Origin of the sequence: Rhodococcus sp. 21391, assembly GCF_016772255.1 — a bacterium.
In the GTDB taxonomy this organism is placed as follows: Bacteria; Actinomycetota; Actinomycetes; order Mycobacteriales; family Mycobacteriaceae; genus Rhodococcus_F; species Rhodococcus_F opacus.
In genome coordinates, this window is record NZ_CP063781.1 from 3,535,627 (window position 1) to 3,559,931 (window position 24,305).

At 69.3% G+C, this 24,305-nt stretch carries 23 protein-coding genes and 1 pseudogene; 10 read left to right on the top strand and 14 right to left on the bottom strand.

Annotated elements, in window-relative coordinates:
* Nucleotides 1-3 precede the first annotated feature (3 nt).
* From GO592_RS16500 to mqo, 8 genes are all read right to left on the bottom strand, one after another.
* Nucleotides 4-1,437, bottom strand: coding sequence for an MFS transporter (locus tag GO592_RS16500; protein WP_050998602.1), 1,434 nt, complete (start codon nucleotides 1,435-1,437; stop codon nucleotides 4-6).
* Between the two features lie 101 nt (nucleotides 1,438-1,538).
* Nucleotides 1,539-2,765 carry a uroporphyrinogen-III C-methyltransferase gene (gene cobA, locus GO592_RS16505; protein WP_007296927.1) on the bottom strand — a complete coding sequence of 409 codons (1,227 nt, stop codon included), beginning with the start codon at nucleotides 2,763-2,765 and terminating at the stop codon, nucleotides 1,539-1,541.
* A 47-nt stretch (nucleotides 2,766-2,812) separates the two neighbouring features.
* Nucleotides 2,813-3,193, bottom strand: a complete 381-nt coding sequence (locus tag GO592_RS16510) for a cobalamin biosynthesis protein (protein ID WP_007296926.1) — start codon at nucleotides 3,191-3,193, stop codon at nucleotides 2,813-2,815.
* The gene (locus GO592_RS16515; protein WP_007296925.1) at nucleotides 3,186-4,586 is read right to left on the bottom strand and encodes a cobyrinate a,c-diamide synthase; all 1,401 of its coding nucleotides are present in this window, start codon (nucleotides 4,584-4,586) and stop codon (nucleotides 3,186-3,188) included. Before GO592_RS16515 ends, GO592_RS16510 begins: the two co-directional genes overlap by 8 nt.
* Nucleotides 4,580-5,194 (bottom strand): cob(I)yrinic acid a,c-diamide adenosyltransferase, encoded by a 615-nt coding sequence (gene cobO, locus GO592_RS16520; protein ID WP_007296924.1) that lies wholly within the window; start codon nucleotides 5,192-5,194, stop codon nucleotides 4,580-4,582. The genes GO592_RS16515 and cobO overlap by 7 nt, the downstream gene beginning before the upstream one ends.
* Before the next feature lie 36 nt (nucleotides 5,195-5,230).
* Nucleotides 5,231-7,144 (bottom strand): magnesium chelatase subunit D family protein, encoded by a 1,914-nt coding sequence (locus GO592_RS16525; protein ID WP_039951033.1) that lies wholly within the window; start codon nucleotides 7,142-7,144, stop codon nucleotides 5,231-5,233.
* 210 nt (nucleotides 7,145-7,354) lie between these two features.
* Nucleotides 7,355-7,927 (bottom strand): GNAT family N-acetyltransferase, encoded by a 573-nt coding sequence (locus GO592_RS16530; protein ID WP_007296922.1) that lies wholly within the window; start codon nucleotides 7,925-7,927, stop codon nucleotides 7,355-7,357.
* A gap of 64 nt (nucleotides 7,928-7,991) precedes the next feature.
* Nucleotides 7,992-9,536, bottom strand: coding sequence for a malate dehydrogenase (quinone) (gene mqo, locus GO592_RS16535; protein ID WP_037204597.1), 1,545 nt, complete (start codon nucleotides 9,534-9,536; stop codon nucleotides 7,992-7,994).
* Between the two features lie 121 nt (nucleotides 9,537-9,657).
* On the opposite strand from mqo, the gene GO592_RS16540 reads away from it, so the two are divergent.
* From GO592_RS16540 to GO592_RS16550, 3 genes and pseudogenes are all read left to right on the top strand, one after another.
* Entirely contained in the window at nucleotides 9,658-10,668 is a 1,011-nt protein-coding gene (locus GO592_RS16540) for an alpha/beta hydrolase (RefSeq protein ID WP_005259280.1), read from the top strand.
* Complete coding sequence (mtr, locus tag GO592_RS16545) at nucleotides 10,665-12,050, top strand: mycothione reductase (protein WP_007296921.1); 1,386 nt, start codon at nucleotides 10,665-10,667, stop codon at nucleotides 12,048-12,050. The genes GO592_RS16540 and mtr overlap by 4 nt, the downstream gene beginning before the upstream one ends.
* Nucleotides 12,047-12,375, top strand: a pseudogene (locus GO592_RS16550) (YnfA family protein). Before mtr ends, GO592_RS16550 begins: the two are co-directional and overlap by 4 nt.
* Nucleotides 12,376-12,405: 30 nt before the next feature.
* On the opposite strand, the gene GO592_RS16555 reads toward GO592_RS16550, so the two are convergent.
* The gene (locus GO592_RS16555) at nucleotides 12,406-12,972 is read right to left on the bottom strand and encodes an alpha/beta fold hydrolase (protein ID WP_005259286.1); all 567 of its coding nucleotides are present in this window, start codon (nucleotides 12,970-12,972) and stop codon (nucleotides 12,406-12,408) included.
* Between the two features lie 103 nt (nucleotides 12,973-13,075).
* Between GO592_RS16555 and GO592_RS16560 the strand changes: the two genes are divergently transcribed.
* From GO592_RS16560 to GO592_RS16570, 3 genes are read left to right on the top strand one after another with little or no spacing between them, the layout of a single operon-like run.
* Nucleotides 13,076-13,438 (top strand): GntR family transcriptional regulator, encoded by a 363-nt coding sequence (locus GO592_RS16560; protein ID WP_005259287.1) that lies wholly within the window; start codon nucleotides 13,076-13,078, stop codon nucleotides 13,436-13,438.
* Entirely contained in the window at nucleotides 13,435-14,340 is a 906-nt protein-coding gene (locus tag GO592_RS16565) for an ABC transporter ATP-binding protein (RefSeq protein ID WP_007296919.1), read from the top strand. Before GO592_RS16560 ends, GO592_RS16565 begins: the two co-directional genes overlap by 4 nt.
* On the top strand, nucleotides 14,337-15,035 hold the full coding sequence (locus GO592_RS16570) for a hypothetical protein (protein ID WP_007296918.1): 699 nt from the start codon (nucleotides 14,337-14,339) through the stop codon (nucleotides 15,033-15,035). Before GO592_RS16565 ends, GO592_RS16570 begins: the two co-directional genes overlap by 4 nt.
* On the opposite strand, the gene GO592_RS16575 is transcribed toward GO592_RS16570, so the two are convergent.
* The 4 genes from GO592_RS16575 to GO592_RS16590 all read right to left on the bottom strand — a co-directional run bounded on the left by GO592_RS16575 (nucleotide 15,032) and on the right by GO592_RS16590 (nucleotide 18,591).
* Nucleotides 15,032-16,570 carry a cobyric acid synthase gene (locus tag GO592_RS16575; protein ID WP_007296917.1) on the bottom strand — a complete coding sequence of 513 codons (1,539 nt, stop codon included), beginning with the start codon at nucleotides 16,568-16,570 and terminating at the stop codon, nucleotides 15,032-15,034. The two genes, GO592_RS16570 and GO592_RS16575, sit on opposite strands and share 4 nt — an antisense overlap.
* On the bottom strand, nucleotides 16,567-17,424 hold the full coding sequence (gene map, locus GO592_RS16580; protein WP_005259297.1) for a type I methionyl aminopeptidase: 858 nt from the start codon (nucleotides 17,422-17,424) through the stop codon (nucleotides 16,567-16,569). The genes GO592_RS16575 and map overlap by 4 nt, the downstream gene beginning before the upstream one ends.
* Before the next feature lie 61 nt (nucleotides 17,425-17,485).
* Complete coding sequence (locus GO592_RS16585) at nucleotides 17,486-18,193, bottom strand: GntR family transcriptional regulator (protein ID WP_007296916.1); 708 nt, start codon at nucleotides 18,191-18,193, stop codon at nucleotides 17,486-17,488.
* Entirely contained in the window at nucleotides 18,190-18,591 is a 402-nt protein-coding gene (locus tag GO592_RS16590) for a hypothetical protein (protein WP_007296915.1), read from the bottom strand. Before GO592_RS16590 ends, GO592_RS16585 begins: the two co-directional genes overlap by 4 nt.
* Nucleotides 18,592-18,718: 127 nt before the next feature.
* Here GO592_RS16590 and GO592_RS16595 point away from each other — a divergent pair, with 127 nt between their 5' ends.
* The 4 genes from GO592_RS16595 to GO592_RS16610 are packed head-to-tail and all read left to right on the top strand — an operon-like array spanning nucleotide 18,719 to nucleotide 22,590.
* Complete coding sequence (locus GO592_RS16595; protein ID WP_007296914.1) at nucleotides 18,719-19,756, top strand: 2-aminoethylphosphonate ABC transporter substrate-binding protein; 1,038 nt, start codon at nucleotides 18,719-18,721, stop codon at nucleotides 19,754-19,756.
* A gap of 2 nt (nucleotides 19,757-19,758) precedes the next feature.
* Nucleotides 19,759-20,928 carry an ABC transporter ATP-binding protein gene (locus GO592_RS16600; RefSeq protein WP_007296913.1) on the top strand — a complete coding sequence of 390 codons (1,170 nt, stop codon included), beginning with the start codon at nucleotides 19,759-19,761 and terminating at the stop codon, nucleotides 20,926-20,928.
* The gene (locus GO592_RS16605) at nucleotides 20,925-21,830 is read left to right on the top strand and encodes a 2-aminoethylphosphonate ABC transporter permease subunit (RefSeq protein WP_007296912.1); all 906 of its coding nucleotides are present in this window, start codon (nucleotides 20,925-20,927) and stop codon (nucleotides 21,828-21,830) included. The genes GO592_RS16600 and GO592_RS16605 overlap by 4 nt, the downstream gene beginning before the upstream one ends.
* Entirely contained in the window at nucleotides 21,805-22,590 is a 786-nt protein-coding gene (locus tag GO592_RS16610) for an ABC transporter permease (RefSeq protein WP_039951032.1), read from the top strand. The genes GO592_RS16605 and GO592_RS16610 overlap by 26 nt, the downstream gene beginning before the upstream one ends.
* Nucleotides 22,591-22,650: 60 nt before the next feature.
* Here the strand turns inward: GO592_RS16610 and GO592_RS16615 are convergent, their stop codons facing one another.
* A complete protein-coding gene (locus GO592_RS16615) occupies nucleotides 22,651-24,273 on the bottom strand; it encodes an AMP-binding protein (RefSeq protein WP_007296910.1) in 1,623 nt (540 codons plus the stop codon).
* Between the last annotated feature and the right edge of the window lie 32 nt (nucleotides 24,274-24,305).

Consider the following 24,305-nt stretch of genomic DNA (forward strand, 5'->3'; position numbering starts at 1 on the left):
CGTTCACGCCTGTTGCGCGGCCTTCTCGGCGGCCTGCGCCTGCGCGACCTGTTGCGGGGTGAAGCGGATGAACATCGCGGCCAGTCCCGCGATGAGGGCGCAGCCTGCGCTGCCGACGAGGGCGAAGGTGTACCCGTTGCCGAGCGCCTCGAGTTGCGTCGGATTCATGTCGGCGACCTTGCCGGAGATGCCGCCGAGGGACAGCGTGCGTGAGGTGGCCATCGCCCCGATGACAGCCAGGGCGAGGGGTCCGCCGAGGGTTTGCGCCACCTGGGCGATGGCGGCGAGCGGACCGATCTCCGTCTCCGACACTCCGGCGATGGCGCACAGCGGGAGGGGGACGACGGCAAGTCCGACACCGAATCCGATCCCGATGACCGGCACGAACAGGTTGCCGAGGTAGGTGGCGGAACTGTCGAGGGTCGAGCCGTAGAGCAGCCCGACCACCATGATCGCCGCACCGGCGACCACGAGCCACCGGGGCTGGATCCGCACGGCGAGCTTGGACGCCACCGCGGCCGCGCCGCCGAGGCCGAACGCGAACGGGATGAACGCGAGGCCCGCCTCGAGGGGGCTGTAGCCGAGGATGTCCTGGACGAACAACGCGACGAAGGCGGCGACGGTGAACATGACGGCACCGGCGAAGAAGATCGCGACGAGCGTCGCCACCCGATTCTTGTCGCGGAACAGGGAGAACGGCAGCAGCGGGTTGTCGGCGGTCCGTTCGACGTACAGGAACGCGGAGAACAGCAGCAGTCCGGCGACGAGCGCCCCGATCACGTAGGGACTCCCCCAGCCGAGTTCCGGACCCTCGGTCAGCGCGAATACGACGCCCGTCGCCGCGACCGTGGCGAGAACCGCCCCGGGAACGTCGAGGGCCAGGCGCTCGCCCGCGGTCTCCTTCAATGCCACGAACGCGCACCCCACGATGACGACACCGATGGGCACGTTGATGAGGAAGATCAGTCGCCACGACACCTCGGTGAGCGCGCCGCCGATGATCAAGCCCGCGATCGATCCGATGCCCGTCATGGCCGCGAAGATCGCGATGGCCTGGTTACGCGCAGGTCCGGCCGCGAACGTGGTCGCGACCAGGGCCAGCGCCGTCGGGGACGCCACCGCGGCGCCGACACCCTGCAGGAACCGGGCGGCGATCAGCATGAACTCGCCCACCGCGAGACCGCACAGCAGCGAGGCGACGGTGAACAGGGCGACACCGCCGACGAACATCTTCTTCCGGCCGAACGCGTCGCCGAGCCGTCCGCCGAGGAGCATGAGGCCACCGAACGCCAGCGCGTAGGACGTCAGCACCCAGTTGCGGCCGCTGTCGCTGAGACCGAGATCGGCTTGCAGCGGCGCGAGCGCCAGGTTGGCGACGGTGCCGTCGAGGACCACCATCATCTGCAGCCCGCTCAGCACGATGATCGCAAGCCCCATCACACGGGTGGCGGCGGGCGGATTCACCGTGGCTCTCGCCGCAGACTTGTTCGACGCGGATGCGCCTTCGGGCACTCGGGATTCAGACACGAGGGTTCACGTTACCCAGCGTCCACAGAAAACCCGGCCACGGGCCCGATGACCACGATGGCGGGCGGCCGGATCTGCTCTTCCTTCACCCGGGCGGCGACGGTCTGGAGATCGGCGCGCACGGTGCGCTGCGTGCGCAGCGTGCCCTCCTGGATGACCGTGACCGGGGTGTCCACCGGACGTCCGCCCTCCATAAGGACCGTCGCGAACGCCTCGATGCGCTCGACGGCCATCAGCAGCACGATCGTGCCCTTCAACCGGGCCAGCGCCGACCAGTCGACGAGGGAATCCGGATGGTCGGGGGCGACGTGACCGCTGACGACGACGAACTCGTGGGTGATGCCCCGGTGAGTGACCGGGATGCCGGCGGCCGACGGCACCGAGATGGCACTGGTGATTCCGGGGACGACCGTGACGGGCACGCCCGCCGCGGCGCACGCCTCGAGTTCCTCGTAGCCGCGCCCGAACACGTACGGGTCGCCGCCCTTGAGCCGCACCACGAACTTGCCGGCCTTCGCGCCCTCGATGAGGGCGGCGTTGATCGCCTCCTGCGCCATCGCACGGCCGTAGGGAATCTTCGCGGCGTCGATGACCTCGACGTCGGAGCCCAGTTCGGCGAGCAGTTCCGGCGGGGCGAGGCGGTCGGCGACCACCACGTCGGCCCGGGCCAGCAGTCGCCGGCCGCGCACGGTGATGAGATCGGGGTCGCCCGGACCGCCGCCCACCAGTGCGACACCGGCCGCCGGTGCCTCGGCGGTGTCTGCGACCACACCGGATTGCAGGCCCTCGACGAGGGCGGTGCGCACTGCGGCGGACCGCCGGTGGTCACCGCCGGCCAGCACGCCGATGCTCATCCCGTCGTAGCTCGCGCTCGCCGGAGTGACGGCGGTGCCGAAGCGGGCGTTGTCGGCGCGGACGCAGAACACACGATTCCGCTCCGCCTCGGCGACGATCGCCGCGTTGGTGTCCGGTTCGTCCGTGCACGCAATGGCGTACCAGGCGTCGGCGAGGTCGCCGTCCCGGTATTCGCGAAGTTCCACTGTGATCTGTCCCGCCGTGGCCATACCCTCGACCGCCGGCGTGACCGCGCGGCTGATCAGGTGCACCCGCGCCCCCGATGCGATCAGGAGCCCGAGCCTGCGCTGTGCCACTGTTCCGCCACCGACCACGACCACACGACGATCGGCCAAATTGAGTCCGACCAGGTAGTTGGTCTCGTCTCCGGTGGCAGCAGTCACGCGCTCTCCCCGTTTCTCCAGAAAATCCTGCACGTCTCGTCTCGAACCTACGAAACTTTACGGGCTGCCGCGACGACGACGCCATTCGCGGACCACTTGGTCATGATCAGGGGCCCTCCGCCCGCGCCGAGCACCGCCGCCGCTTCCGCGACGCTCGGCGATCCCGTCGCCGAGTGCACCCGGTCCGACGGGTTCGCCACCTCGACGGCGGCCAGTTCCCCCGCGGCGAATCCGCGGACGGGGACACCCAACGCCGCTGCCGCATCGCGGACAGCCGGATCCGCGGCCTTGCGGTCGAGGGTGCACAGGCAGTCCAGTGTCGCGTCCGGACCCAGGTTCGTGGACGTCAGCACGTGCCGGACGGCGGCCAGGATGTCCGCGCTGCCCGCTGCCGCACGGAACCCGACGCCGACGCTGACGTCACCCATGCGCGGCGAAGGTCCGGGCCGCGGCCACGAAACGGGTGATCGCCTCCGGGTGACCCGCGGGGTGCGTGTGCAGGTACGACGCGTGCACGCCGCCGCGCACGAAACCCTCACGCGCAGGGTCGCCGTCCCAGGGTCGCCAACCCCAGGCCGGTGCGAAGCCGTCCGCCTCGGCCGCGGCGAGCGACGTGCGATGGAACTCGTGGCCGACCACCCGCTCACCTGCCGCGAAGAGTGTGGAGTCCGTGACCGCCACCGCCTCGCGGTACCCGAGGGTGAGACGGGACCCGAACGAGGCGTCGACCCCGACCACGGAGGCCATCGCGTGCCCGTCGAGGCTTCGGGCGAGGTAGAGCAGACCGGCGCATTCCGCATGGATCGGCGCCCCCGCTGTCGCGAGTGCGCGTATCAGTGTCAGGAGCGCGGAGTTCTCCGCGAGGGCGACGGCGTGCTCCTCGGGGAAACCACCGGGCAGCACCACGCCGCTCGTGCCGGACGGCAACGCGTCGTGCAGGGGATCGAAGGTGATCACGTCGGCACCGGCGGCACCCAGGAGTTCGCGGTGTTCGGCGTACCCGAACGTGAACGCCCGGCCACCGGCGATCGCCACGGTCGGGCGCGGACCGGGCGGAATCGGCCCGACCTCGGCGGCGGGGTCCCACACCGGCCCGTCGACCGCCGAGGCCGCGAGCGCGCGGATGGCGGGCAGGTCGAGGTGCCGGGCGGCCAATCGGGTCATCGCGTCGACGGCATCGACCGCGTCGGCTCCGTGCTCCGCCGCCGGGATCAGCCCGAGGTGCCGGGACGGGACCTCCAGTTCGGCCATCCGCGGCACGGCGCCGAGCACGGGAAGTCCGACGCGCTCGCATGCCTGCCGCAGCACCTGTTCGTGCCGCGGGCTTCCCACCCGGTTGAGGATCACCCCGCCGATGCGGACCCCGGAGTCGTAGGTGGAGAAGCCGTGCAGGACCGCGGCCAGGCTCTGACTGTGTCCGCGGGCGTCGACCACGAGCACGACCGGGGCGCCGAGCAGAGCCGCCACCTGGGCCGTCGATCCCTCGGCCGACGGCTCCTGCGACGCGGCGTCGATCTTGCCGTCGAACAGGCCCATGACGCCCTCGACGACCGCGAGGTCGCATCCCGAACTGCCGTGCCGGTACAGCGGGGCGATCCGCTGCGCGCCCACCATGACCGGGTCGAGATTGCGTCCCGGCCGTCCAGCCGCGAGCCCGTGGTATCCGGGGTCGATGTAGTCGGGGCCGACCTTGAACGGTGCCACCGCGCAGCCCGACTCACGCAGCGCTCCCATCAGACCGGTTGCGACGGTGGTCTTTCCGCTACCCGATGCGGGGGCTGCGATGACCACCGCGGGCGCCGCGGAGAGCGTGGTCACCACTCGATGCCCCGCTGGCCCTTCCGGCCGGCGTCCATCGGATGCTTGATCTTGGTCATCTCCGTCACCAGATCCGCGGCGTCGATCAGCGCCGGCGGGGCGTCGCGGCCCGTGATCACCACGTGCTGGTTGCCCGGCCGGTTCCGCAGGACCTCGACCACCTCGTCGACATCCACCCACCCCCACTTCAGGGGATACGTGAACTCGTCCAGCACGTAGAACCGGTGTTCCTCGGCTCCCAGCCGGCGGGCGATCTCGCGCCATCCCTCGGCGGCCGCGGCGGCGTGGTCTTCCTCGCTGCCGTGCTTGCGCGTCCACGACCAGCCTTCGCCCATCTTGTGCCACTGCACCGCGCCACCGACGCCGGTGTCCTCGTGCAGTTTGCCGAGGGCGCGGAAGGCTGCTTCCTCCCCCACCTTCCACTTGGCGCTCTTGACGAACTGGAACACGCCGACATCGAATCCCTGATTCCAGGCACGCAGCGCCATGCCGAACGCGGCCGTCGACTTCCCCTTGCCCGGTCCGGTGTGCACCGCGAGCACCGGAGCGTTGCGTCGTTGACGTGTGGTGAGGCCGTCGTTCGGAACGTTCTCGGGAACACCCTTGGGCATGTGTCTTCTCTCTCCCCTACCGAATCCGCGTCCGGATCACGCTGCGGCGCGGACGACGCCCGCGACGTGCTGCGCGGACAATTCACCGAGGCGGACGTAGCCGCCCTGCAGCCGGCGGGCCAGCTCCGCGGCCAGCCCGAGCCGGACCATGCCGGTCTCGCAGTCGACGACCACCGACGCGACCGAGCTGTCGGCGAGCAGCCCCGCGGCCACCTTGGCCCGGTGCAGTGCGTCCTTGCCGCCCGTCGCCCGCCCGTCCGTCAGTGCGACGACGAGCGCGCGACGCTGCGGATCGCGGAGACGTTCCCGCAACACGACCTCACGCGCACGCAGAAATCCTTCTGCCAGTGGGGATTTGCCTCCAGTCTTCATTCCTCGGAGGCGGCGGACGGCGATGTCCACCGAAGACGTGGGCGGCAGGACCAGTTCCGCGGCTCGTCCGCGAACCGTGATCACCGCCACCTTGTCGCGGCGCTGGTAGGCGTCGCGCAGCAGTGAGACGACGGCACCGGTGACAGCCGACAATCGGTCACGGGCCGCCATCGACCCGGACGCGTCCACGACGAACACCACGAGGTTGCCCTCGCGGCCCTCGCGAATCGCCCCGCGCAGATCGGCGGAGTCGAGGATCATCCGACCGGCGCTCCGGCCGCGGGCCACCTGCCGCTCGGCGGCGGCGAAGAGCGTGCCCACCAGGTGGAGTCCGTGCCCCTGTTCGGCGGTCGAGCGCACCGCGCGACCGCGGGAGGAGCGCGAACGGGAACGCCGGCCCGGCGCGCCCTCGCCGACTCCGGGTACCTCGAGGAGTTTGGTGGTGAACTGGGTGCCGGTCGGCCCGGCCGGGCGTTCGGGGGGTGCCGGAGCCCCGCCTCCGGGACCGTCTGGATCGTCGGGCCCCTCGGGGTCGGTGTCCCCGCCGTCCGGTCCGGGCCGGGTCCCGGGCGGAGGTCCCGGCTCCTGCTCCGGCGGTTCCTCGGCACCGGACCTGGCGTCCTCGTCGGCCTGACGGAGAGCGTCGTCGAGCTGCTGTTCATCGAGGCCGGGTTCGTCGAACGGATCCCGGCGGCGGCGGTGCGGCAAAGTCAGCTCGGCGGCGACCCGCACGTCCTCCGCCGTGACGGCGCCGGCGCCCCGCCATGCTGCGTGCGCGGTCGCGGTCCGGGCGAGGACGAGGTCGGCGCGCATGCCGTCCACGTCGAACGACGCACAGAGAGAAGAGATTCGGCGCAACTCGACGTCGTCGAGCTCGACGGAGTCGAGCCGGTCGCGGGCCTCGAGGATGGCGGCGGCCAAGGCGGCGTCCTGCTCGGCGTAGCGCTCGGCGAACCGTGCGGGGTCACGCTCGAAGTCCAGTCGACGCCGGACCACCTCCATGCGCACGTCCACCTCCCGCGACGCGGCGACGTCGACGGCCAGCCCGAACCGGTCGAGGAGCTGCGGCCGGAGCTCGCCCTCCTCAGGATTCATCGTGCCGACCAGCACGAACCGCGCGGCGTGCGAGTGCGAGATGCCGTCACGCTCGATGTGGACGCGGCCCATCGCCGCCGCGTCGAGGAGCACGTCGACCAGATGGTCGTGCAGAAGATTGACCTCGTCGACATAGAGAACACCCTGATGGGCGGCCGACAGCAGTCCGGGTTGGAACGCGCGCTCACCGTCGCGCAGGACCTTCTCGAGGTCGAGGGAACCGACGACGCGGTCTTCCGTGGCTCCGACCGGCAGTTCGATCAGTCGCGCCGGGCGGGTCCCGTGCTCGTCGTGCACCGCCGGCAGCAGCGCGGTGAGAGCACGGACCACCGTCGATTTGGCCGTCCCCTTCTCACCGCGGACGAGGACGCCGCCGATACCGGGATGGACCGCGCAGAGGATGAGGGCCAGCCGCAACCGGTCCTGACCGACCACCGCGCTGAACGGGAATCCCCACGAAAAGTCGGGTCGAACCTGGTCCACTTCACGATCCGTACGCACGCTGCATCCCTTCACGTCCCGGTTTCCTCGCCGAGAGCTTTGGCCGGTACGAACGCCGCGGCAATCTGGCTGGGAGACCGATCGGCAACCAGGGTGGTGGCAGCCGGTCAGAGATCCGTCACAGTGGCGGGACCGCGCCTGATTCGAACAGGACTTCCCCGCGGACATTCACCTGACGACCCTAGTCGGGGCCTACTGCCCGGCGCTCGACGGGGCCGCCTCCGCCACCTCGTACGCGACACCGCCGCCGACACCATGGGCGGCACCGCCGCCGACACCATGGGCGGCACCGCCGCCGACACCATGGGCGGCACCGCCGCCGCGCCGCATGGGGACGTGCGGGATGCCGTCCTCGACGAACTCCTCGCCGTCCGGCTTGAAACCGTGCTTGGCGTACATGTCCACCAGATACGTCTGCGCGTTGATGCGGCACGGCGCGTCGCCGACCTCGGCGAGCGCGGCGCGCAGCAGACGCGTCGTGTGTCCCTGACCGCGCGCCGGCCGCGACGTGCACAGCCGACCGATGCGGAACGACGTGGTGCCGTCGGCGTGCTCCTCGAGGAGCCGGAGGGTGCAGACCACCTGACCGTCCTGTTCCAGCCAGAAGTGGCGGGTCTCGACCAGCAGATCACGGCCGTCGAGTTCCGGGTACGGGCACGCCTGCTCGACGACGAAGACCTCTACGCGGAGCTTGAGCAACTCGTAGAGCGTCTTGTTGTCGAGATCGAGTGCCCACGAACGCTTGAGTGCTGCAGTTGCCGTCATGACAGGCAACTATCGCACAGCACCGGCAAGTGTGCGCGCCCGTGGACCCGGGCCGGGCGGTGCATCAGACCGCGACCGACGCGTCCTCCACCTTGCTGGTGTCGAGCTGGAGCACCTTCGACGTCCAGTCCCACACCTGCGAGAACAGTGCCGTGTCGTCGGAGAGCTTGATGCCCAGCGACGGAACCATTTCCTGGAGCTTCGGCTTCCACGACTCGTACTGGGTCGGGAAGCAGCGCTGCAGCACGTCGAGCATGGCGGGCACCGCGGTGGACGCACCCGGCGACGCGCCGAGCAGTCCGGCGATGCTGCCGTCGGCGGCGTTGACGACCGCGGTGCCGAACTCGAGGACACCGCCCTTGCCCTTGGCTCGACGGATGACCTGGACGCGCTGGCCCGCGGTGATCAGCTCCCAGTCCTTGCCGAGCGCCTTCGGGACGAACTCCCGCAGGGTCTCGATCCGGCCGGCCTCGGACATCGCGAGCTCACTGATCAGGTACTTGACGAGACCGAGTTCGCTGACGCCGACCCCGAGCATCGACAGCAGGTTGTTCGGCTTGACCGAACTGGGCAGATCGGTGACGCGGCCCTGCTTGAGGAACTTGGGCGACCAGCCGGCGTAGGGGCCGAACAGCAGTCCGGGCTTGTTGCCGATCACGCGAGTGTCGAGGTGCGGAACCGACATCGGCGGCGCGCCGACGGCGGCCTTGCCATAGACCTTGGCGCGGTGCTGGTCGATGAGCTCCGGGTTGGTGCAGCGCAGGAACGCGCCGCTCACGGGGAACCCGCCGAAGCCCTTGGCCTCCTCGATGCCGGACTTCTGCAGCAGGTGCAGCGCACCGCCACCGGCGCCGACGAACACGAACTTGGCGCGCACGACCTTCTTCACACCGTTGCGGCGGTTGGTGACCTTGACCACCCAGGTGCCGTCGGACTGCTTGGTGAGGTCGGTGACCTCGTGCCCGAAGTGGACGACGCCGCCGGACGCGCCGACGTAACCGAGGAGCTGCTTGGTCAGGGCGCCGAAGTCGACGTCGGTGCCGTCCTGGGTCCAGTTGAGAGCGACGGGATCGCTGAAGTCGCGGCCCTTCGCCATCAACGGCAGGCGACGGGTGAACTCGTCGGGGGCGTCGATGTACTCCATGCCCGCGAACAGGGGGTGACCGGCGAGGGCGTCGTAGCGGGCCCGCAGGTACTTCGCGTTGGCTTCGCCGTGCACGAAGCTCACGTGCGGGATGGGGTTGATGAACTCCTTGGGCTGCGTCAGCACACCGCTCTCGACGCCGTGCGCCCAGAACTGCCGCGACACCTGGAACTGCTCGTTCACGTTGACGGCCTTCGTGATGTCCACGGTGCCGTCGGCGTTCTGCGGGGTGTAATTGAGCTCACACAGCGCGGAGTGGCCGGTGCCCGCGTTGTTCCACGGGTCGCTGCTCTCGGCGGCTACTGCGTCGAGCCGCTCGAATGTGGTGATCGACCAATCGGGCTGCACCTGACGCAGGATCGCCCCCAGCGTCGCGCTCATGATGCCCGCGCCCACCAGCACTACATCCGTTTTCGTCTCTACCGCATTCTGATCTGACACTGGAGTATCGACTTCCTTGTCCATAGCCGTACGCGCATACGCCTGCCGTGTTCGCCGGATAGGTTACCCGCGCGTATGAGCGAGAATCACCTGCCCCAATTGTGCGCCTCCCCGCGCCCCCGAATCGCACATTAGATTGTGATCTGTGACTACATGGGCTCCCGACGTTCTCGGCGACGGTTATCAACAGCTGACCATCCCTCTCGGCACCGACCCCGACGGCGAGGGCGAGGTGAAGGCGACGCTGATCCGCTACCAGCCCGCGCAGGAGACGAGGAAGACCGGCCGCGCCGTGCTCTACGTCCACGGATTCACCGACTACTTCTTCCAGAAGCACCTGGCCGAGCACTTCGCCGAACAGGGTTACGCGTTCTTCGCACTCGATCTGCGCAAGTGCGGGCGCTCGCTCGAACCGGGCCAGACGCCGCACTTCGTCTCCGATCTGACACTGTACGACGCCGAATTGAACGAGGCGTTGCGCCAGGTCCGGGAACAGACCGGTGACGGCGAGGTCCTGCTGGTCGCGCATTCGACGGGCGGTCTGGTTCTGCCGCTGTGGCTGCACCGCCTGCAGCGCAAGCCGGGCGGCACCGCCGCACTCGGCATCAGCGGGGTCATCCTCAACAGCCCGTGGTTCGACCTGCAGGGTCCGTCGTACCTGCGGAACGTGGGGACGGTGGCCGTCGATGCGCTCGGGCGCGTCAAACGTAAGTCGATCATCCCGAAGACTGGGCTCGACACGTACGGCGTGAGCCTGCACGTGGAGGGCAACGGCATCTGGAACTACAACCTCGACTGGAAGCCGCTGAGCGGTTTCCCGGTCACGTTCGGGTGGCTGCGCGCAGTACGCCGCGGCCATGCCCAACTGCACCGGGGTCTCGACATCGGGGTTCCCGCCCTGATCCTCCGATCCAAGGCGTCGTATTTCGCGCCGCGGTACGACCCCAGGGTCGACACGGCCGACGCCGTCCTCGACGTCCGGCAGATCGCCCGCTGGGCGGGGTGCCTCGGCGATCGCACCACGATCGTGCCCATCGCGGGCGCCCGGCACGACGTGTTCCTGTCCGCCGACCAGCCCCGGGCGGAGGCGTTCGCCGAAGTGGACCTCTGGCTCGACTGGCTGCACGGCCACAACGCCGCGGAGGCCAACCGATGACACATTTCGATCTGGCGATCATCGGTTCGGGGTCCGGCAACTCGCTGCCCGACGATCGGTTCGCGGACAAGACGGTCGCGATCCTGGAGGAGGGCACGTTCGGCGGGACGTGCCTGAACGTGGGTTGCATCCCGACGAAGATGTTCGTCTACGCCGCGGAGGTGGCCCGCACCGTCGGCAATTCCGCGAAGTACGGCGTCGACGCGGAGCTCGAGGGGGTGCGCTGGCCGGACATCGTCAAACGGGTCTTCGGCCGCATCGAACCGATCTCGGCCGGCGGGGAGCGCTACCGCGCCGAGGACAGCCCGAACACCACACTGTTCCGCGGGCACGCGACGTTCGTGGGCCCACGAACCCTCGACACCGGAACCGGGGAGGTCATCACCGCCGATCAGGTGGTGATCGCGGCCGGATCCCGCCCGATCATTCCCGACGTGGTCCGGGAATCCGACGTGCGGTACTACACGAACGACGACATCATGCGGTTGCCGGAGCTGCCCGAGCGCATGGTGATCATCGGTGCGGGATACATCGCCGCCGAGTTCGCACACGTGTTCTCCGCGCTGGGCACCCGGGTGTCGCTGATCGCGCGTAGCTCTCACCTGCTGCGGCACCTCGACGAGGACGTCTCCCGCCGGTTCACGGATCTCGCCCAGAAGAAATGGGACGTGCACCGCGGCAGCGCCGTCGCAGCCGTGCGCAGCGACGGTGACGGCGTCGCGGTCGAACTCGAGGACGGCACCGTCGTCTCGGGTGACGTTCTCCTGGTGGCGACCGGGCGGCAGTCGAACGGGGACGCCATCGGGGCCGCCGCAGGTGGCATCGACCTCGACGACGAGGGACGCGTCGTGGTCGACGATTACCAACGGACCAGTGCCGAAGGCGTGTTCGCGCTCGGTGACGTCTCCTCGCCGTACCAGCTCAAGCACGTCGCCAATCACGAGGCGCGAGTCGTTCAGCACAATCTCCTGCAGGGCGCGTGGAAGGACACGTCGGGCCTGCGCGCCGCGGACCACCGGTTCGTTCCCGCCGCCGTGTTCACCGACCCGCAGATCGCGCACGTCGGGCTGACCGAGGCCGAGGCCCGGGAGGCGGGCCGGGACATCACGGTGAAGGTGCAGGCGTACGGCGACGTCGCCTACGGGTGGGCGATGGAGGACGACGAGGGCCTGTGCAAGGTGATCGCCGAACGCGGCACCGGGCGGCTGCTCGGTGCGCACGTGATCGGCGCCCAGGCGCCCACGGTGATCCAGCCGCTGATCCAGGCAATGAGCTTCGGGCTGACGGCGCAGCAGATGGCGCGGGGGCAGTACTGGATCCACCCGGCGCTGCCCGAGGTCGTCGAGAACGCTCTCCTCGGCCTCGACCTACCGGCCGAGTGACGGTCGCCAAGTCCGTCGCACTGTTCGCCGTCGCGGCGCTGTTCGAGATCGGCGGCGCCTGGCTGGTGTGGCAGGGCGTCCGCGAGCATCGGGGCCGGATCTGGTCGGCGCCGGTGTCGCGGCGCTCGGGGCGTACGGGTTCGTCGCGACGATGCAGCCGGACGCCCACTTCGGCCGCATCCTCGCCGCGTACGGCGGGGTGTTCGTCGCGGGCTCGCTGATCTGGGGCATGGTGGCCGACGGTTTCCGCCCGGACCGCTGGGACGTCTCGGGCGCCCTGATCTGCCTGCTGGGCATGGCCGTCATCATGTACGCCCCACGCTGAGCACGGTCGTGCTCGGCGTGGGGCCGGGATCTACCAGGGGCTGGTGCGGAGAACGATCTCGGTGGCCAGCTCGGCCGCCGCGGCCGCCGGGACGTTGGTGACGTCGTCGAGTTGAACGACGCGGAAGTCGGAGTAGACGAAGCGTCCGCTCGCGTCCGCCTCGGCACGCCGGTCGGGGCTGCCGATCATCACGGTCGTGGGGAGTTCGACGGGCGGGCAGTCGGATCCGCGAACCGCACCGGCGCCGTCGGGTGCGGCCGGATGCCCCCGGTCGGCGACCACGAGGCTGGCGAAGCGTCCGAACTGGCGAGCCGCCAGCGACCACGCCAGTTCGGCTCCTTCCCGGCTGCCGACGAGGTTGACCCACCCGACCTTCAGTTCGTCGAGCAGCGCCATGATCGTCGTCTCGTCGAGACCGGTGATGTCCTCGGGCACGATCGTGCGCAGATCGGAATTGTGCAGGCGCTCGCAGACGCCGTCGTAGACATCCGGTCCGTCGCCGGCCCCCGGTAGCAGGAGAACGGTGTGTTTGCTCTCCGGTCCGTCGATGCGGACCGTGCAGGTTCCATTTCCCACCGCCACGTGCGTCAGTTCCATGGGCTAAAAACTACGCGATCGGGGACGTCTTGCGCTCGGACCTCCCAGGTTCTATGGTTCATTACATGAGTAATGAACCGATCAACCGGCGGGGCGGGCGTCGATGATCGACAACGGCAGACCGCTGTTCCAGCAGATCGCCGAGCTCATCGAGAACTCGATCATCGACGGAACCCTTCCCGAGGAAGGCCAGGTGCCGTCCACCAACGAGCTCGCCGCCTTTCACCGGATCAACCCGGCGACCGCAGCCAAGGGACTGAATCAGCTCGTCGCCGACGGGATCCTCTACAAGAAGAGGGGAATCGGAATGTTCGTCACCTCCGGCGCCCGGAACGCGCTGCGCTTCCGGCGACGCGAGCGGTTCGCGCGCCAGTTCATCGATCCGCTCGTCACCGAGGCGGACAAACTCGGCGTCAGCATCGCCGAACTCAAGACCATGCTCGACCAACGGGAGGGAGCACGATGATCGGCACAGCGTTCGACACGAAGACGGTCGCCTCGGCGCGGGGCCTCGGCAAGAGATTCGGCGACTTCGTCGCACTCGACGGGATCGACTTCCCCCTGCAGGAGAACAAGATCTACGGTCTCCTCGGCCGAACCGGGGCCGGCAAGACCACGCTCATGCAGATCCTCACCGGGCAGGAGTTCCAGACTTCGGGTGTGGTCGAGATCTTCGGTCAGGCCCCGCACGAGAATTCCCGGGTACTCACCGATGTCTGCTTCGTCAAGGAGAGCCAGAAGTACCCGGACGACTTCAGGGTCGGGCACGTCCTCGCGACCGCACGGCACCTACTCCCCCACTGGAACGAGGAACTCGCACAGACACTGCTGGAGGATTTCGATCTTCCGTTGTGCCGCAAGGTGAAGAAGTTGTCGCGGGGCATGACGTCCGCGCTCGGTGTGACGGTCGGTCTGGCCTCCCGCGCACCGCTCACCCTGTTCGACGAGCCGTATCTCGGCCTCGACGCGGTGGCACGGCACCTCTTCTACGACCGGCTTCTCGCCGACTACGCCGAACACCCGCGCACGGTCGTGCTCTCCACACACCTCATCGACGAGATCGGCGACCTGATCGAACACGTGATCCTGATCGACAAGGGACGAATCGTCCTCGATGAGGACACCGACGCGCTTCGGGAAGGCGCCGTCGTCGTCTCCGGCCTGGCCTCGCTCGTCGCCGACTTCACCTCGAACAAGACCGTCCTGCACCGTGAATCGCTGGGGAATCACGAACGGGCGACCGTGCAGGCCAGCCTGTCGGACTCCGAACGGGACCGGGCGGTGGACCACGGCCTGCATTTCGAGCCGCTCAGCCTTCAACAACTCGTGGTCCGCAGCACCACGGCCACCAAGGAGGAGGCACGATGACAACCCGGGTCCTGACCGTCTCCCGCATCCACACCGTCGCCTGGCCCCTGCTCGTCGCGTGGCCACTGGGCGTGCTGGTCGCGTCGTTCACGATCGCGGCGGCCATCTTCGCGATGGTCGGCGACACCGGCAGCGATACCAACTTCACCGGCGGCGTCTTCTCCCTGTTCGGGATCGCCCTCGCGTTCTACCTGCAGGCCATGACACAGACGTTCCCGTTCGCACTGGGGATGAGCGTCACCCGGCGCGACTATTTCGCGGCCACCCTGATCGTCACCGCCGTCCAGGTTCTCGTGTTCGGGGTGATGCTCTACGGACTGTCGCTGATCGAGGAGGCCACGGGCGGCTGGGGTGTGGGGATGCGGATGTTCGCGATACCCAACTACTTCACGTCCGACCCGGCGATTCAGCTGGGCGCCGACTTCGCCTTCCTGTCGCTGACCGCGGCGGCGGGAATGTTCCTGGGCGCACTGCATCACCGGTGGCGGGTGGTGGGGCTCTTCACGCTCGGCGTCGGCACTCTCCTCGCCGCGGGCGCCGCCGCGTTCGTGATCACGTGGCAGCAGTCGTGGCCGGACATCGGCCACTGGTTCGCCGACGTACCCCGATCGGTGCCGCTGGTGTGGCTTCCGGCACTGGTCGCGGCGGCAGGGATCGTCGCGGCGTGGGCGCTCGTCCGCCGCGCGACGGCCTAGCGCACCAGGGTCGACGCGATGGCCGGGAGACCTTCCGGGGCGCCCGCCCCGAGGAGGTCCCCGAGGGCGCGGAGATCGAGATTCTGCTCCACCAGGTCCGCCAGCAGATCGAGTTGAGCCGCCCGGATCGCGGCGACATCCGTGTCCGGCGCGGTGACGAAACCGGTTCTCCCCGCGTGTTCGGCCACGTCGTCCAGCAGAAGCCGACGGAAACGGTCGGTCTCGAGCAGTCCGTGCCAGTGCGTGCCGTAGACGGCGCCGCGGATACTGCCTTCCGCGGCGCCGCTGCCCGCGTGGAGCAGCGGCTGGTCGCCGTTGCGCCGCACCCGGCCGTGATGAATCTCGTACCCGGACACCGGAACTCCGTGGGCGTCGCCGCGCACCTGCGCGAGCACCTTGTCCGGGGCGAACTCGACCTCGAGGTCGAGCAGTCCGAGGCCCGGCACCGCGCCCCGGCCGGATTCGACGTCGTCGACGATCACGGAACCGAGCATCTGGTAACCGCCACACACGCCGAGCACCGGACCGCCGCGTTTCGCGTGCACGGCGATCGCATCCGCGATGCCGTTGCGGCGCAACCACTCCAGATCCGACACGGTCGACTTGCTTCCGGGCAGGACGATCAGGTCGGTGTCCTCCAGCCGCGACGGGTCGGTGACCCAGCGCACCGACACCCCGGGTTCACACGCGAGCGCCTCGACGTCCGTCGAATTGGAGATGCGGGGCAGGCGGATCGCGGCCACCCGCAGCCAGTCGTCGCCGATCGGTGGTGCCGGACGTCCGACCGGGGCGTCCCCCACCACACCGAGCGAATCCTCCGCGTCGAGCCACAGGTCCTCGGCGAAGGGAATCACCCCGAGCGTCGGGCGTCCCGTCATGGCCGTCAACTGCTCGAGGCCCGGCGCCAGCAACGACACGTCGCCGCGGAACTTGTTGATCACGAATCCCGCGATCAGCGCCTGGTCTTCCGGTGCGAGTACGGCCACGGTGCCGAACAGGTGGGCGAGCACTCCACCGCGGTCGATGTCGCCGACGACGACCACCGGCAGGTCGGCGGCCCGGGCGAGTCCCATGTTCGCGAGGTCCGTCGCTCGCAGGTTGATCTCGGCGGGTGAGCCCGCTCCCTCGCAGATCACCACGTCGTACTCGGCGCGCAGCGACGCCAGTTCCTCGGCCACCACCGCGCGCAGGTGCTGCCGGTGCTCGATGTAGTCGCGGGCTCCGACGGACGTCACCGCGCGGCCGCGCACCACCAGTTGCGACGTGCGGTCGCTACCCGGTTTCAGCAGCACGGGGTTGAAGCGGACGCTCGGCTCGAGTCCGCAGGCCGCGGCCTGCAGGGCCTGCGCCCGGCCGATCTCGCCGCCGTCCAGCGTGACGACGGAGTTGTTCGACATGTTCTGCGCCTTGAACGGCGCCACCCGGACACCTCGCCGCGCGAGCATCCGGCACAGTCCCGCGACGAGCACACTCTTGCCCGCGTCGGACGTGGTGCCGGCGACGAGCAGGGCGCCCTTCCACCGGCTCTCGCTCAAGGCAGGGTGAGGATCTCGTTGCCGGTCTCGGTGACCACGATGGTGTGCTCGAACTGAGCCGTCCACTTGCGATCCTTGGTGACGACGGTCCAGTCGTCGTCCCAGATCTCCCAGCCGATGTCGCCGAGGTTGATCATCGGTTCGATCGTGAACACCATGCCGGGTTCGATGACCGTGTCCACGGACGGCTCGTCGTAGTGGAGGATGACGAGTCCGTTGTGGAAGGTGGTGCCGATGCCGTGCCCGGTGAAGTCGCGGACCACGCCGTAGCCGAAGCGGTGCGCGTACGACTCGATGACGCGGCCGATGACGTTGAGCGCGCGGCCCGGCTTGACGGCCTTGATGGCGCGCATCGTCGCCTCGTGGGTCCGCTCCACCAGCAACCGGTTCTCCTCGGCAACGTCCCCGGCGAGGAACGTGGCGTTGGTGTCTCCGTGCACGCCGCCGATGTAGGCGGTGACGTCGATGTTGACGATGTCGCCGTCCTGGATCACCGTCGAGTCGGGGATGCCGTGGCAGATCACCTCGTTCAGCGACGTGCAGCACGACTTGGGGAAACTCTTGTAGCCGAGCGTCGACGGATAGGCGCCGTGATCGATCATGTACTCGTGCGCGATGCGGTCGAGCTCATCGGTGGTGACACCCGGCGCCACCGCCTTACCGGCCTCCTGCAGGGCCTGGGCGGCGATCTTGCTCGCCACCCGCATGGCCTCGATGGTCTCCGGGGTCTGAACCCACGGCTCGTTGCCTTCCTTCGCCGTGGGCTTCCACGCGTACTCGGGACGCTCGATCCCCGCCGGTACGGCGAGGACGGGAGACACGGTTCCGGGGCTCAGTGCTGTGCGGACAGACATGGGTACCAGGTTAGCCCCGTGCGCGGCCCGGGCGCCTCCGGACCCGTCGGGCGCGTCGACGTCACTCCCGCAGTGTGGTGAGGAAGGCGATCCGGTCGCCGCGGTAGAGGGAACGCACCCGTTCGATCGGCACGCGGTCGGTGTCGAGCGAGACGCGGTGGAGCCGCAGCATCGGCATCGCGGTGGTCGAGTCGAGCAGCGCGGCCTCCCGCGGGGAGGCCAGCACGGTCTCGATCCGCTCGGTCGCCGACGCGAACACCACGCCGGTCTCGCGGATCGCCGCGTACAGCGAGGTACCCGGATCGAATCGGCGCGCCATCTCCCCGAACCGGCCGGCGGGCAGATGGGTGCTCTCGAGCCCGATCTTCTCGTCGTCCGCGAGCAGGACGCGTTCGAGGTGGATGACCGGCGCTCCGAACGCGAGACCGAGCGCCTCGGCGAGATCCGCGTCGGCGCCGTGTTCCTCGAACGTCACCAGTTCGCGTCCGGGCACCCGGCCCTGGCTGACCGCACCCTCGGTGTAGGACCGCAACGACAGCGGTTGCACGAGCTTCGGGCTGGCGACGACGGTGCCGCGGCCGCGACGCTCGACGCGACCCTCGACCAGCAGTTCGTGGATGGCCTGCCGCACCGTCTCGCGGGACACCGTGAACCGGACGGCCAGTTCCCGCTCCGCAGGGATCGCGTCCCCCACCTCGAGCTCGGCGAGGATCGACTCGAGTTCGGTGCGGACCCGGTAGTACTTGGGGACGTTCGGCGTTTCCGTCATGGCGTGGGTATCACCGCGAGCCGCACCCTGTGCGCGACGGCGATCACGTCGTGGACGCTCGGGGCCTGCGCCCCGGGGATTTTCGCGGCGTCGTCGTAACGCCGGAGCCGGACGGCGTCGGGCCAGTAGGAATGCTTGGTGAACTCGGCGTCGACGACGGCGCCGCCCTGCTTTTCCAGCGTGGCCACCGATTGCGCGGAGAGGGTTGCCGCGTAACCGGATTCGGTGGCCACCAGATAGCGCTTGGCCGCGACGTGCGCCCCGGCGAGCCACCCGACGCGTTCCCCGAATCGCGGCGTGAGCCAGTCACGTGCCTCGCAGACGCCGCGCAGCGACCACAGCGCCCCGGCAGTATCGATCAGCACAGACTCTCCGGACGCGCTGCCGTCGTCGTTCATGCGGCCGAGCGTACCCGAAAAATGGTCTATACCAATTGTTCACCTGTCGTTCTCCACGCGGTGGCCCAATGGTCTAGACCAAACGGCAATCTCCTTTTCACAGTCCCCTCATCGTTAGGAACACCCCATGCGTCTTCGTCCCCGGATCGTCGCGGCCGCGCTGGCCGCGGCCCTCCTCACCCTCGGAACCGCCTGCGGCGGAACCGGCACCGCCGCCGATTCGGGCACCGACACGGTCACCGTGTACAGCGCCGACGGGTTATCCGGTTGGTACCAGTCGCGTTTCGACGCCTTCACCGCACAGACCGGAATCGCGGTGAACCTCGTCGAGGCCGGATCCGGCGAAGTCGTCTCCCGTCTCGAGAAGGAACAGTCGAACCCACAGGCCGACGTCGTCGTCACGCTGCCGCCGTTCATCCAGAAGGCCGACTCCCAGGGACTCCTCGTTCCGAGCGGTGTCGACACCTCCGCGGTTCCCGCGGCGGAGAAGGACGCGGCCGGTCACTACGTTCCCGTCGTCGAGAACTACCTGTCCTTCATCGCCAACCCGGCGGCCTCACCTGCTCCCCGGACCTGGGACGACCTGCTGTCCGACCAGTTCGAGGGCAAGATACAATACTCCAGCCCCGGCCAGGCCGGTGACGGCACCGCGGTGCTACTGCTCCTCCAGCATCTGAGGGGCAAGGAGGGCGCGCTCGACTATCTCGCGAAGCTGCAGGCCAACAACGTGGGACCGTCGTCCTCGACCGGCAAGCTGCAGCCGAAGGTCAGCAACGGCGAACTGCTCGTGGCCAACGGTGACGTGCAGATGAACCTCACGTCGATCGCCGACGACGGCTCGAAATTCGAGCTCTTCTTCCCCGCTGCCGCCGACGGCACCCGCACCACCGTCGCCCTGCCGTACGTGATGGGTCTGGCGAAGGGGGCGCCCCGCAGCGAGCAAGGCAGGCAGCTGATGGAGTTCCTGCTCTCCGAGGAGTCGCAGAAGACGGTCGCCGACGAGGCGCTCGGCATGCCGGTCCGCGAGGACGTGCGCGCCGCGGCGGGCGAGAGCGCCCCGGCACGGGCACTGCAGGGGGTCCAGGTGTGGTCGCCGAACTGGAACGACGTACTCACCGAACTCGATTCGGACGTCTCCGCATACCAGAAGGCCACCGGGAGCTGATCGTGTCGGGACTTCCAGCCAGGCGGGCACACCCGTCGCACACCACCGCGGTCCGCGGAGCCACCGACTTCTCCGCGCCGGCTATCACGTTCGACCGCGTCACCGTGGGCTACGGCCGCGGCAAGGGCGTCACCCACGCCCTGATCGACTTCAACCTGCGCGTCGGCCGCGGTGAGACGGTGGCCCTGCTCGGCCCGAGCGGTTCCGGGAAGTCGACCGCGCTCGCGGCGCTCGCGGGATTCGTCCGCCCCACTTCGGGTTCCGTGCGGCTCGGATCCCGCGACGTCACCGACCTACCGCCCGCGAAACGGGGAATCGGCGTCGTCGTGCAGTCCTATGCGCTGTTCCCGCACATGCGGGTGGCCGACAACGTCGCGTTCGGCCTCCGCTGCCAACGCGTGCCACGCGCGGAGATCGGCGCGCGGGTGGCCGAGGCCCTCGACATGGTCGGCATGGCCGCCTACGGCAAACGCCTGCCCCGCGAATTGTCGGGCGGACAGCAGCAGCGGATCGCGATCGCGCGGGCCCTCGCGATCCGGCCCGCAGTCCTGCTGCTCGACGAACCACTCGCCGCGCTGGACGCACAACTACGCGAGAACATGCTCGGTGAGCTCTCGCGACTGCGTGCGGCCCTGCCCGACACCGCGATGCTCTACGTCACGCACGATCAGAGCGAGGCGCTGGCGCTGGCCGACCGGATCGCCGTCATGCGGAACTCCCGGCTCGCCGACATCGACACCGCCGAGAACCTCTGGAAGCGGCCACCGAGCAGTTTCACCGCGGAATTCCTCGGCGGTGCCAACCTGCTGCCGTGCACCGTCACCCGGGTGATCGGGACGTCGGCGCTCGTGTCGATCGGCGGGGTGCCCGTCACTGCCACCGCCCCTCAACCCGACATCGGGCACGTGGAATGGGAGTCGGACCTGCCCGCGTTCCTGTGTGTCCGCCCGCATGCGGTGACGCTGACGGCGCCCGGCGCGCGGGGTTCGTTCTCGGCACGGATCGTCTCGACGGTGTGGCGGGGATCGACCACGCGGATCACGCTCGCCGTCGACGACTTCGAGGGAGTGCAGGTGGACGCGGACGTGCCCGGTCACGACCAGCGCGCTCTGGGCACCGTCGTCGGCGTGCAGTTCCCGTCCGACGGCAGCGTCCTGGTGCCGGCGACATGACCGCGACACTCGAGCGTCCGTCCGCCGCGGCGGCCCCGCCCCGCCCCGAGCCGGTCCGGTGGCGGGGCATCGCGTGGACGCTCCCACCCCTGCTGCTCGTGCTCGGATTCGCCGCCTACCCGATGGCCCGGGTACTCACCGAATCCCTCGACTCCGAAACCGGTTCGGGTCTGGACAACTGGTCCGGCGTCCTCCGGTCGGAACTGTTCCGCACCGCGCTGTGGCGGACGGTGCAGATCGCCGGCCTCTCCACCGTCGGCTGCCTGATCCTCGGCACGTTCCTGGCGCTCGTGCTGGCGTTCGTCCCGTTCACGGGATCGAAGGTCGTGGGACGGCTGATCGACGCGGTGCTGTCGCTGCCGTCGTTCCTGATCACGCTGGCGTTCACGTTCCTCTACGGCACGGCCGGGGCAGTGAACGCGCTGATCGCGCGGATCACCGGCGACGCCGACGGACCGCTGAACTTCCTCGGCACCCCACTGGGGGTGATCGCCGCGGAGATCACGTTCTTCACGCCGTTCGTCGTCCGCCCCCTGCTCGCCGCGTTCACCCAGATCCCCCGCGAACAATTCGACGTCGCCGCCAGTCTCGGGGCGTCGCCGCTGCGGGTACTCCGGACCGTGGTGATGCCCGAGGCATGGCCCGCACTGCTGGCGGGTGGATCGCTGGTGCTGCTGCTCACCCTCAACGAGTTCGGCATCGTCCTGTTCACGGGCGCCAAGGACGTGGTGACGCTGCCCGTCCTGATCTACACGCGCGGCATCGTCACGTTCGACCTGCCGGGCGCCGCCGTGATCGCCACCGTCCAGGTGGCGCTGTCGCTGACCCTGTACTGCACGTACCGATTCGTGTTCGCCAAGCTGACGGGAGGCAGCCGTGCTGCTGTGGACGACAAGATCTAGGGCGCTGACCCTGAGCCTGTTCGCCCTGGTGGTGACCGTCGTGTTCGCGGCACCGATCGTCACCGTGATCGCTGCCGCGCTGGCCGGATCCTGGACGGGCCCACTGCCCTCGAACCTCGGCGGCCGGAACTTCGCGGCGGCGCTGTCCGACGAGAATCTCGCCAGCCTCACCGTCAGCCTGCAGACGGCGTTCGTCGCGGGCGCACTGGCGCTGGCGGTCGGGACGTGGGCGGCACTCGCTACGAGGCAGGCGCCGACGTGGTTGCGCCGCACCACCGACGCCGTCTTTCACCTGCCGATCGCGATCCCGTCCGTGGCGATCGGTCTGGGCCTGCTGATCACGTTCAACTCGCGACCGCTCCTGCTCGGCGGAACCAAGTGGATCGTGATCCTGGCACACACGATCCTCATGCTGGCCTTCACGTTCAGTGCCGTGTCGGCGGCACTGGACCGGCTCGACCCGGCCTACCGGCAGGCGGCCGAATCCCTCGGCGCCGGGCCCACTCGCGTCCTGCTGCGGATCACGCTGCCGCTCCTGCTTCCAGCGCTCGGCGCCGCCGCGGGCTTGTCGATCGCGCTGTCGATGGGCGAACTGGGCGCCACCGTGATGGTGTACCCCGCGACCTGGAAGACGTTGCCGGTGAGCATCTTCGGGCTCACCGACCGCGGTCAGGTGTTCCTCGCCGCCGCCGACACCACCCTGCTACTGGCGGTCACCCTCCTCGCCCTGCTGGTCGTCGGCCGCCTCCGCAGGCGCTGACGCACCCGTGCGCCTTTCTGGTAGCTGGAGCTACCGGAAAGGCGCACGGGCCCGGAGGGCCTACTTCTGGCGGAGCAGGTAGCGCTGCACCTTGCCGCTGGGGGTCTTCGGCAGGTTGGGGACGAAGTGCACGGTGCGCGGGTAGGCGTGCGCCGCGAACTTCTTCTTCACCAGCGTCTGCAGCTCGACCTCCAGTTCGTCGGTCCCGTCGACGCCGTCGCGCAGGACCACGAACGCCTCGAGCACCTCACCCCGCAACTCGTCGGGCATCCCGACGACCGCAGCCTCGACGACCTCGTCGTGCATCACGAGCACACTCTCGACGTCGAAGGGCCCGATCCGGTAGCCGGCCATGATGATCACGTCGTCGTCGCGGGCGGAGAAGAAGAAGAAGCCGTCCTCGTCGGTCTGCCCGGCATCGCCCGTGAGGTACCAGCGGCCGTCGGCGGTGAACCGCTGCGCGGTCTTCTCCGGGGCGTCGACATAGCCGGTGAACCACATCAGCGGGCTGCCCAGGGTGTCGATCGCCACCCGACCGGGAGTCCGCGGCGGGGCGATCGCGTCGGAGTCGTCCTCGAGCACGGCGCACGCCCACCCCGGCAGTGGTTTGCCCATGGACCCGTCGCGCACCTCTTCCCGCAGTCCGTCGGCCCAGGAGTTGGCGATGAACATGCCGTGCTCGGTCTGGCCGTAGTGGTCGCGCACGAACACGTTCAGGTTGGCCTCGGCCCACGAGATCACATCGGGAGTGAGCGGTTCACCCGCCGACGACGCGCGTCGCAGTGTCACCGTCTCGGGGATCGGCGTGGGGTCGGCCCGCAGGCTGCGGTAGACCGTCGGCGCGGCGGCGAAGTTGGTGACGCCGAAGCGTTCCATCACCTGCCAGGTGAGGGGCGCGGAGAATCCGGCGTGCAGCAGGATGCTGCGGGTGCCCGCGGCGAGGGGTCCGAGCAGGGCGTAGTAGAGGCCGTAGGCCCAGCCGGGGTCGGCGGCGTTCCAGAACACGTCGTCCTTGCGGACGTCGAGGCCGAACTCCAGGTAGGCGTGGAAGGACGCCAGGGCCCGCAGCCGCACCGGCACCCCCTTCGGTGTGCCGGTCGTGCCGCTGGTGAACAACTGGACGAGGGGTCCGTCACCGCCGACCGTGACGGCCGCACCCCTCGCATCCGCGGCGTCGTGCGACTCCACGAGCGTCGCGAAGTCGAGCGCGTCGGCGCCGGCCCCGCCCACGACGACGACCTGCCAGGACGCGTCCGCGGGGATGTCCTCCCCGGGAGTCAGCTTGTCCAGCTGGTTGGCGTCGGAGACCACGACCTTCGCCCCGCTCGCACCCAGCCGGAACGCGATCGCGGGCGGCGCGAACGCGGTGAACAGGGGAACGTGGACGGCACCCCGCCGCCAGATGCCGAGCAGCGCGACGACCAGTTCGGCCGACTTGCCCATCAGCGTCGCGACGTGGTCACCCGGCTCGACGCCGAGGTCCGCGAGTGCGGCGGCGAATCGCGTGGACTGCTCGCGCAGGTAGCCGTAGGTGAGGTCCGTCGACGACAGATCCGATTCGACGACGGTGAATGCCACGTCGTCGGCGGGGTGTCGATCACACAGCAGTTCCGCGGCGGACGCCGTCGGCGTGTCGTACTGGTCCAGCAGCTCACGCACGCGTGCGGTGGGATCGGTGGTCATGCGGTACTCCTTGTGCTCTCATGGCCCGTGAC

Bases quoted from the DNA above. Each gene is read 5' to 3' on its own strand.
- GO592_RS16595 (WP_007296914.1), top strand. From the start codon at position 18,719: ATGCGTCTTCGTCCCCGGATCGTCGCGGCCGCGCTGGCCGCGGCCCTC.
- mqo (WP_037204597.1), bottom strand. From the start codon at position 9,536: ATGGACAAGGAAGTCGATACTCCAGTGTCAGATCAGAATGCGGTAGAG.
- GO592_RS16565 (WP_007296919.1), top strand. From the start codon at position 13,435: ATGATCGGCACAGCGTTCGACACGAAGACGGTCGCCTCGGCGCGGGGC.
- GO592_RS16570 (WP_007296918.1), top strand. From the start codon at position 14,337: ATGACAACCCGGGTCCTGACCGTCTCCCGCATCCACACCGTCGCCTGG.
- mtr (WP_007296921.1), top strand. From the start codon at position 10,665: ATGACACATTTCGATCTGGCGATCATCGGTTCGGGGTCCGGCAACTCG.
- map (WP_005259297.1), bottom strand. From the start codon at position 17,424: ATGTCTGTCCGCACAGCACTGAGCCCCGGAACCGTGTCTCCCGTCCTC.
- GO592_RS16500 (WP_050998602.1), bottom strand. From the start codon at position 1,437: ATGGGGCTTGCGATCATCGTGCTGAGCGGGCTGCAGATGATGGTGGTC.
- GO592_RS16560 (WP_005259287.1), top strand. From the start codon at position 13,076: ATGATCGACAACGGCAGACCGCTGTTCCAGCAGATCGCCGAGCTCATC.
- GO592_RS16510 (WP_007296926.1), bottom strand. From the start codon at position 3,193: ATGGGTGACGTCAGCGTCGGCGTCGGGTTCCGTGCGGCAGCGGGCAGC.
- cobO (WP_007296924.1), bottom strand. From the start codon at position 5,194: ATGCCCAAGGGTGTTCCCGAGAACGTTCCGAACGACGGCCTCACCACA.
- GO592_RS16555 (WP_005259286.1), bottom strand. From the start codon at position 12,972: ATGGAACTGACGCACGTGGCGGTGGGAAATGGAACCTGCACGGTCCGC.
- GO592_RS16590 (WP_007296915.1), bottom strand. From the start codon at position 18,591: ATGAACGACGACGGCAGCGCGTCCGGAGAGTCTGTGCTGATCGATACT.
- GO592_RS16530 (WP_007296922.1), bottom strand. From the start codon at position 7,927: ATGACGGCAACTGCAGCACTCAAGCGTTCGTGGGCACTCGATCTCGAC.
- GO592_RS16605 (WP_007296912.1), top strand. From the start codon at position 20,925: ATGACCGCGACACTCGAGCGTCCGTCCGCCGCGGCGGCCCCGCCCCGC.
- GO592_RS16615 (WP_007296910.1), bottom strand. From the start codon at position 24,273: ATGACCACCGATCCCACCGCACGCGTGCGTGAGCTGCTGGACCAGTAC.
- GO592_RS16585 (WP_007296916.1), bottom strand. From the start codon at position 18,193: ATGACGGAAACGCCGAACGTCCCCAAGTACTACCGGGTCCGCACCGAA.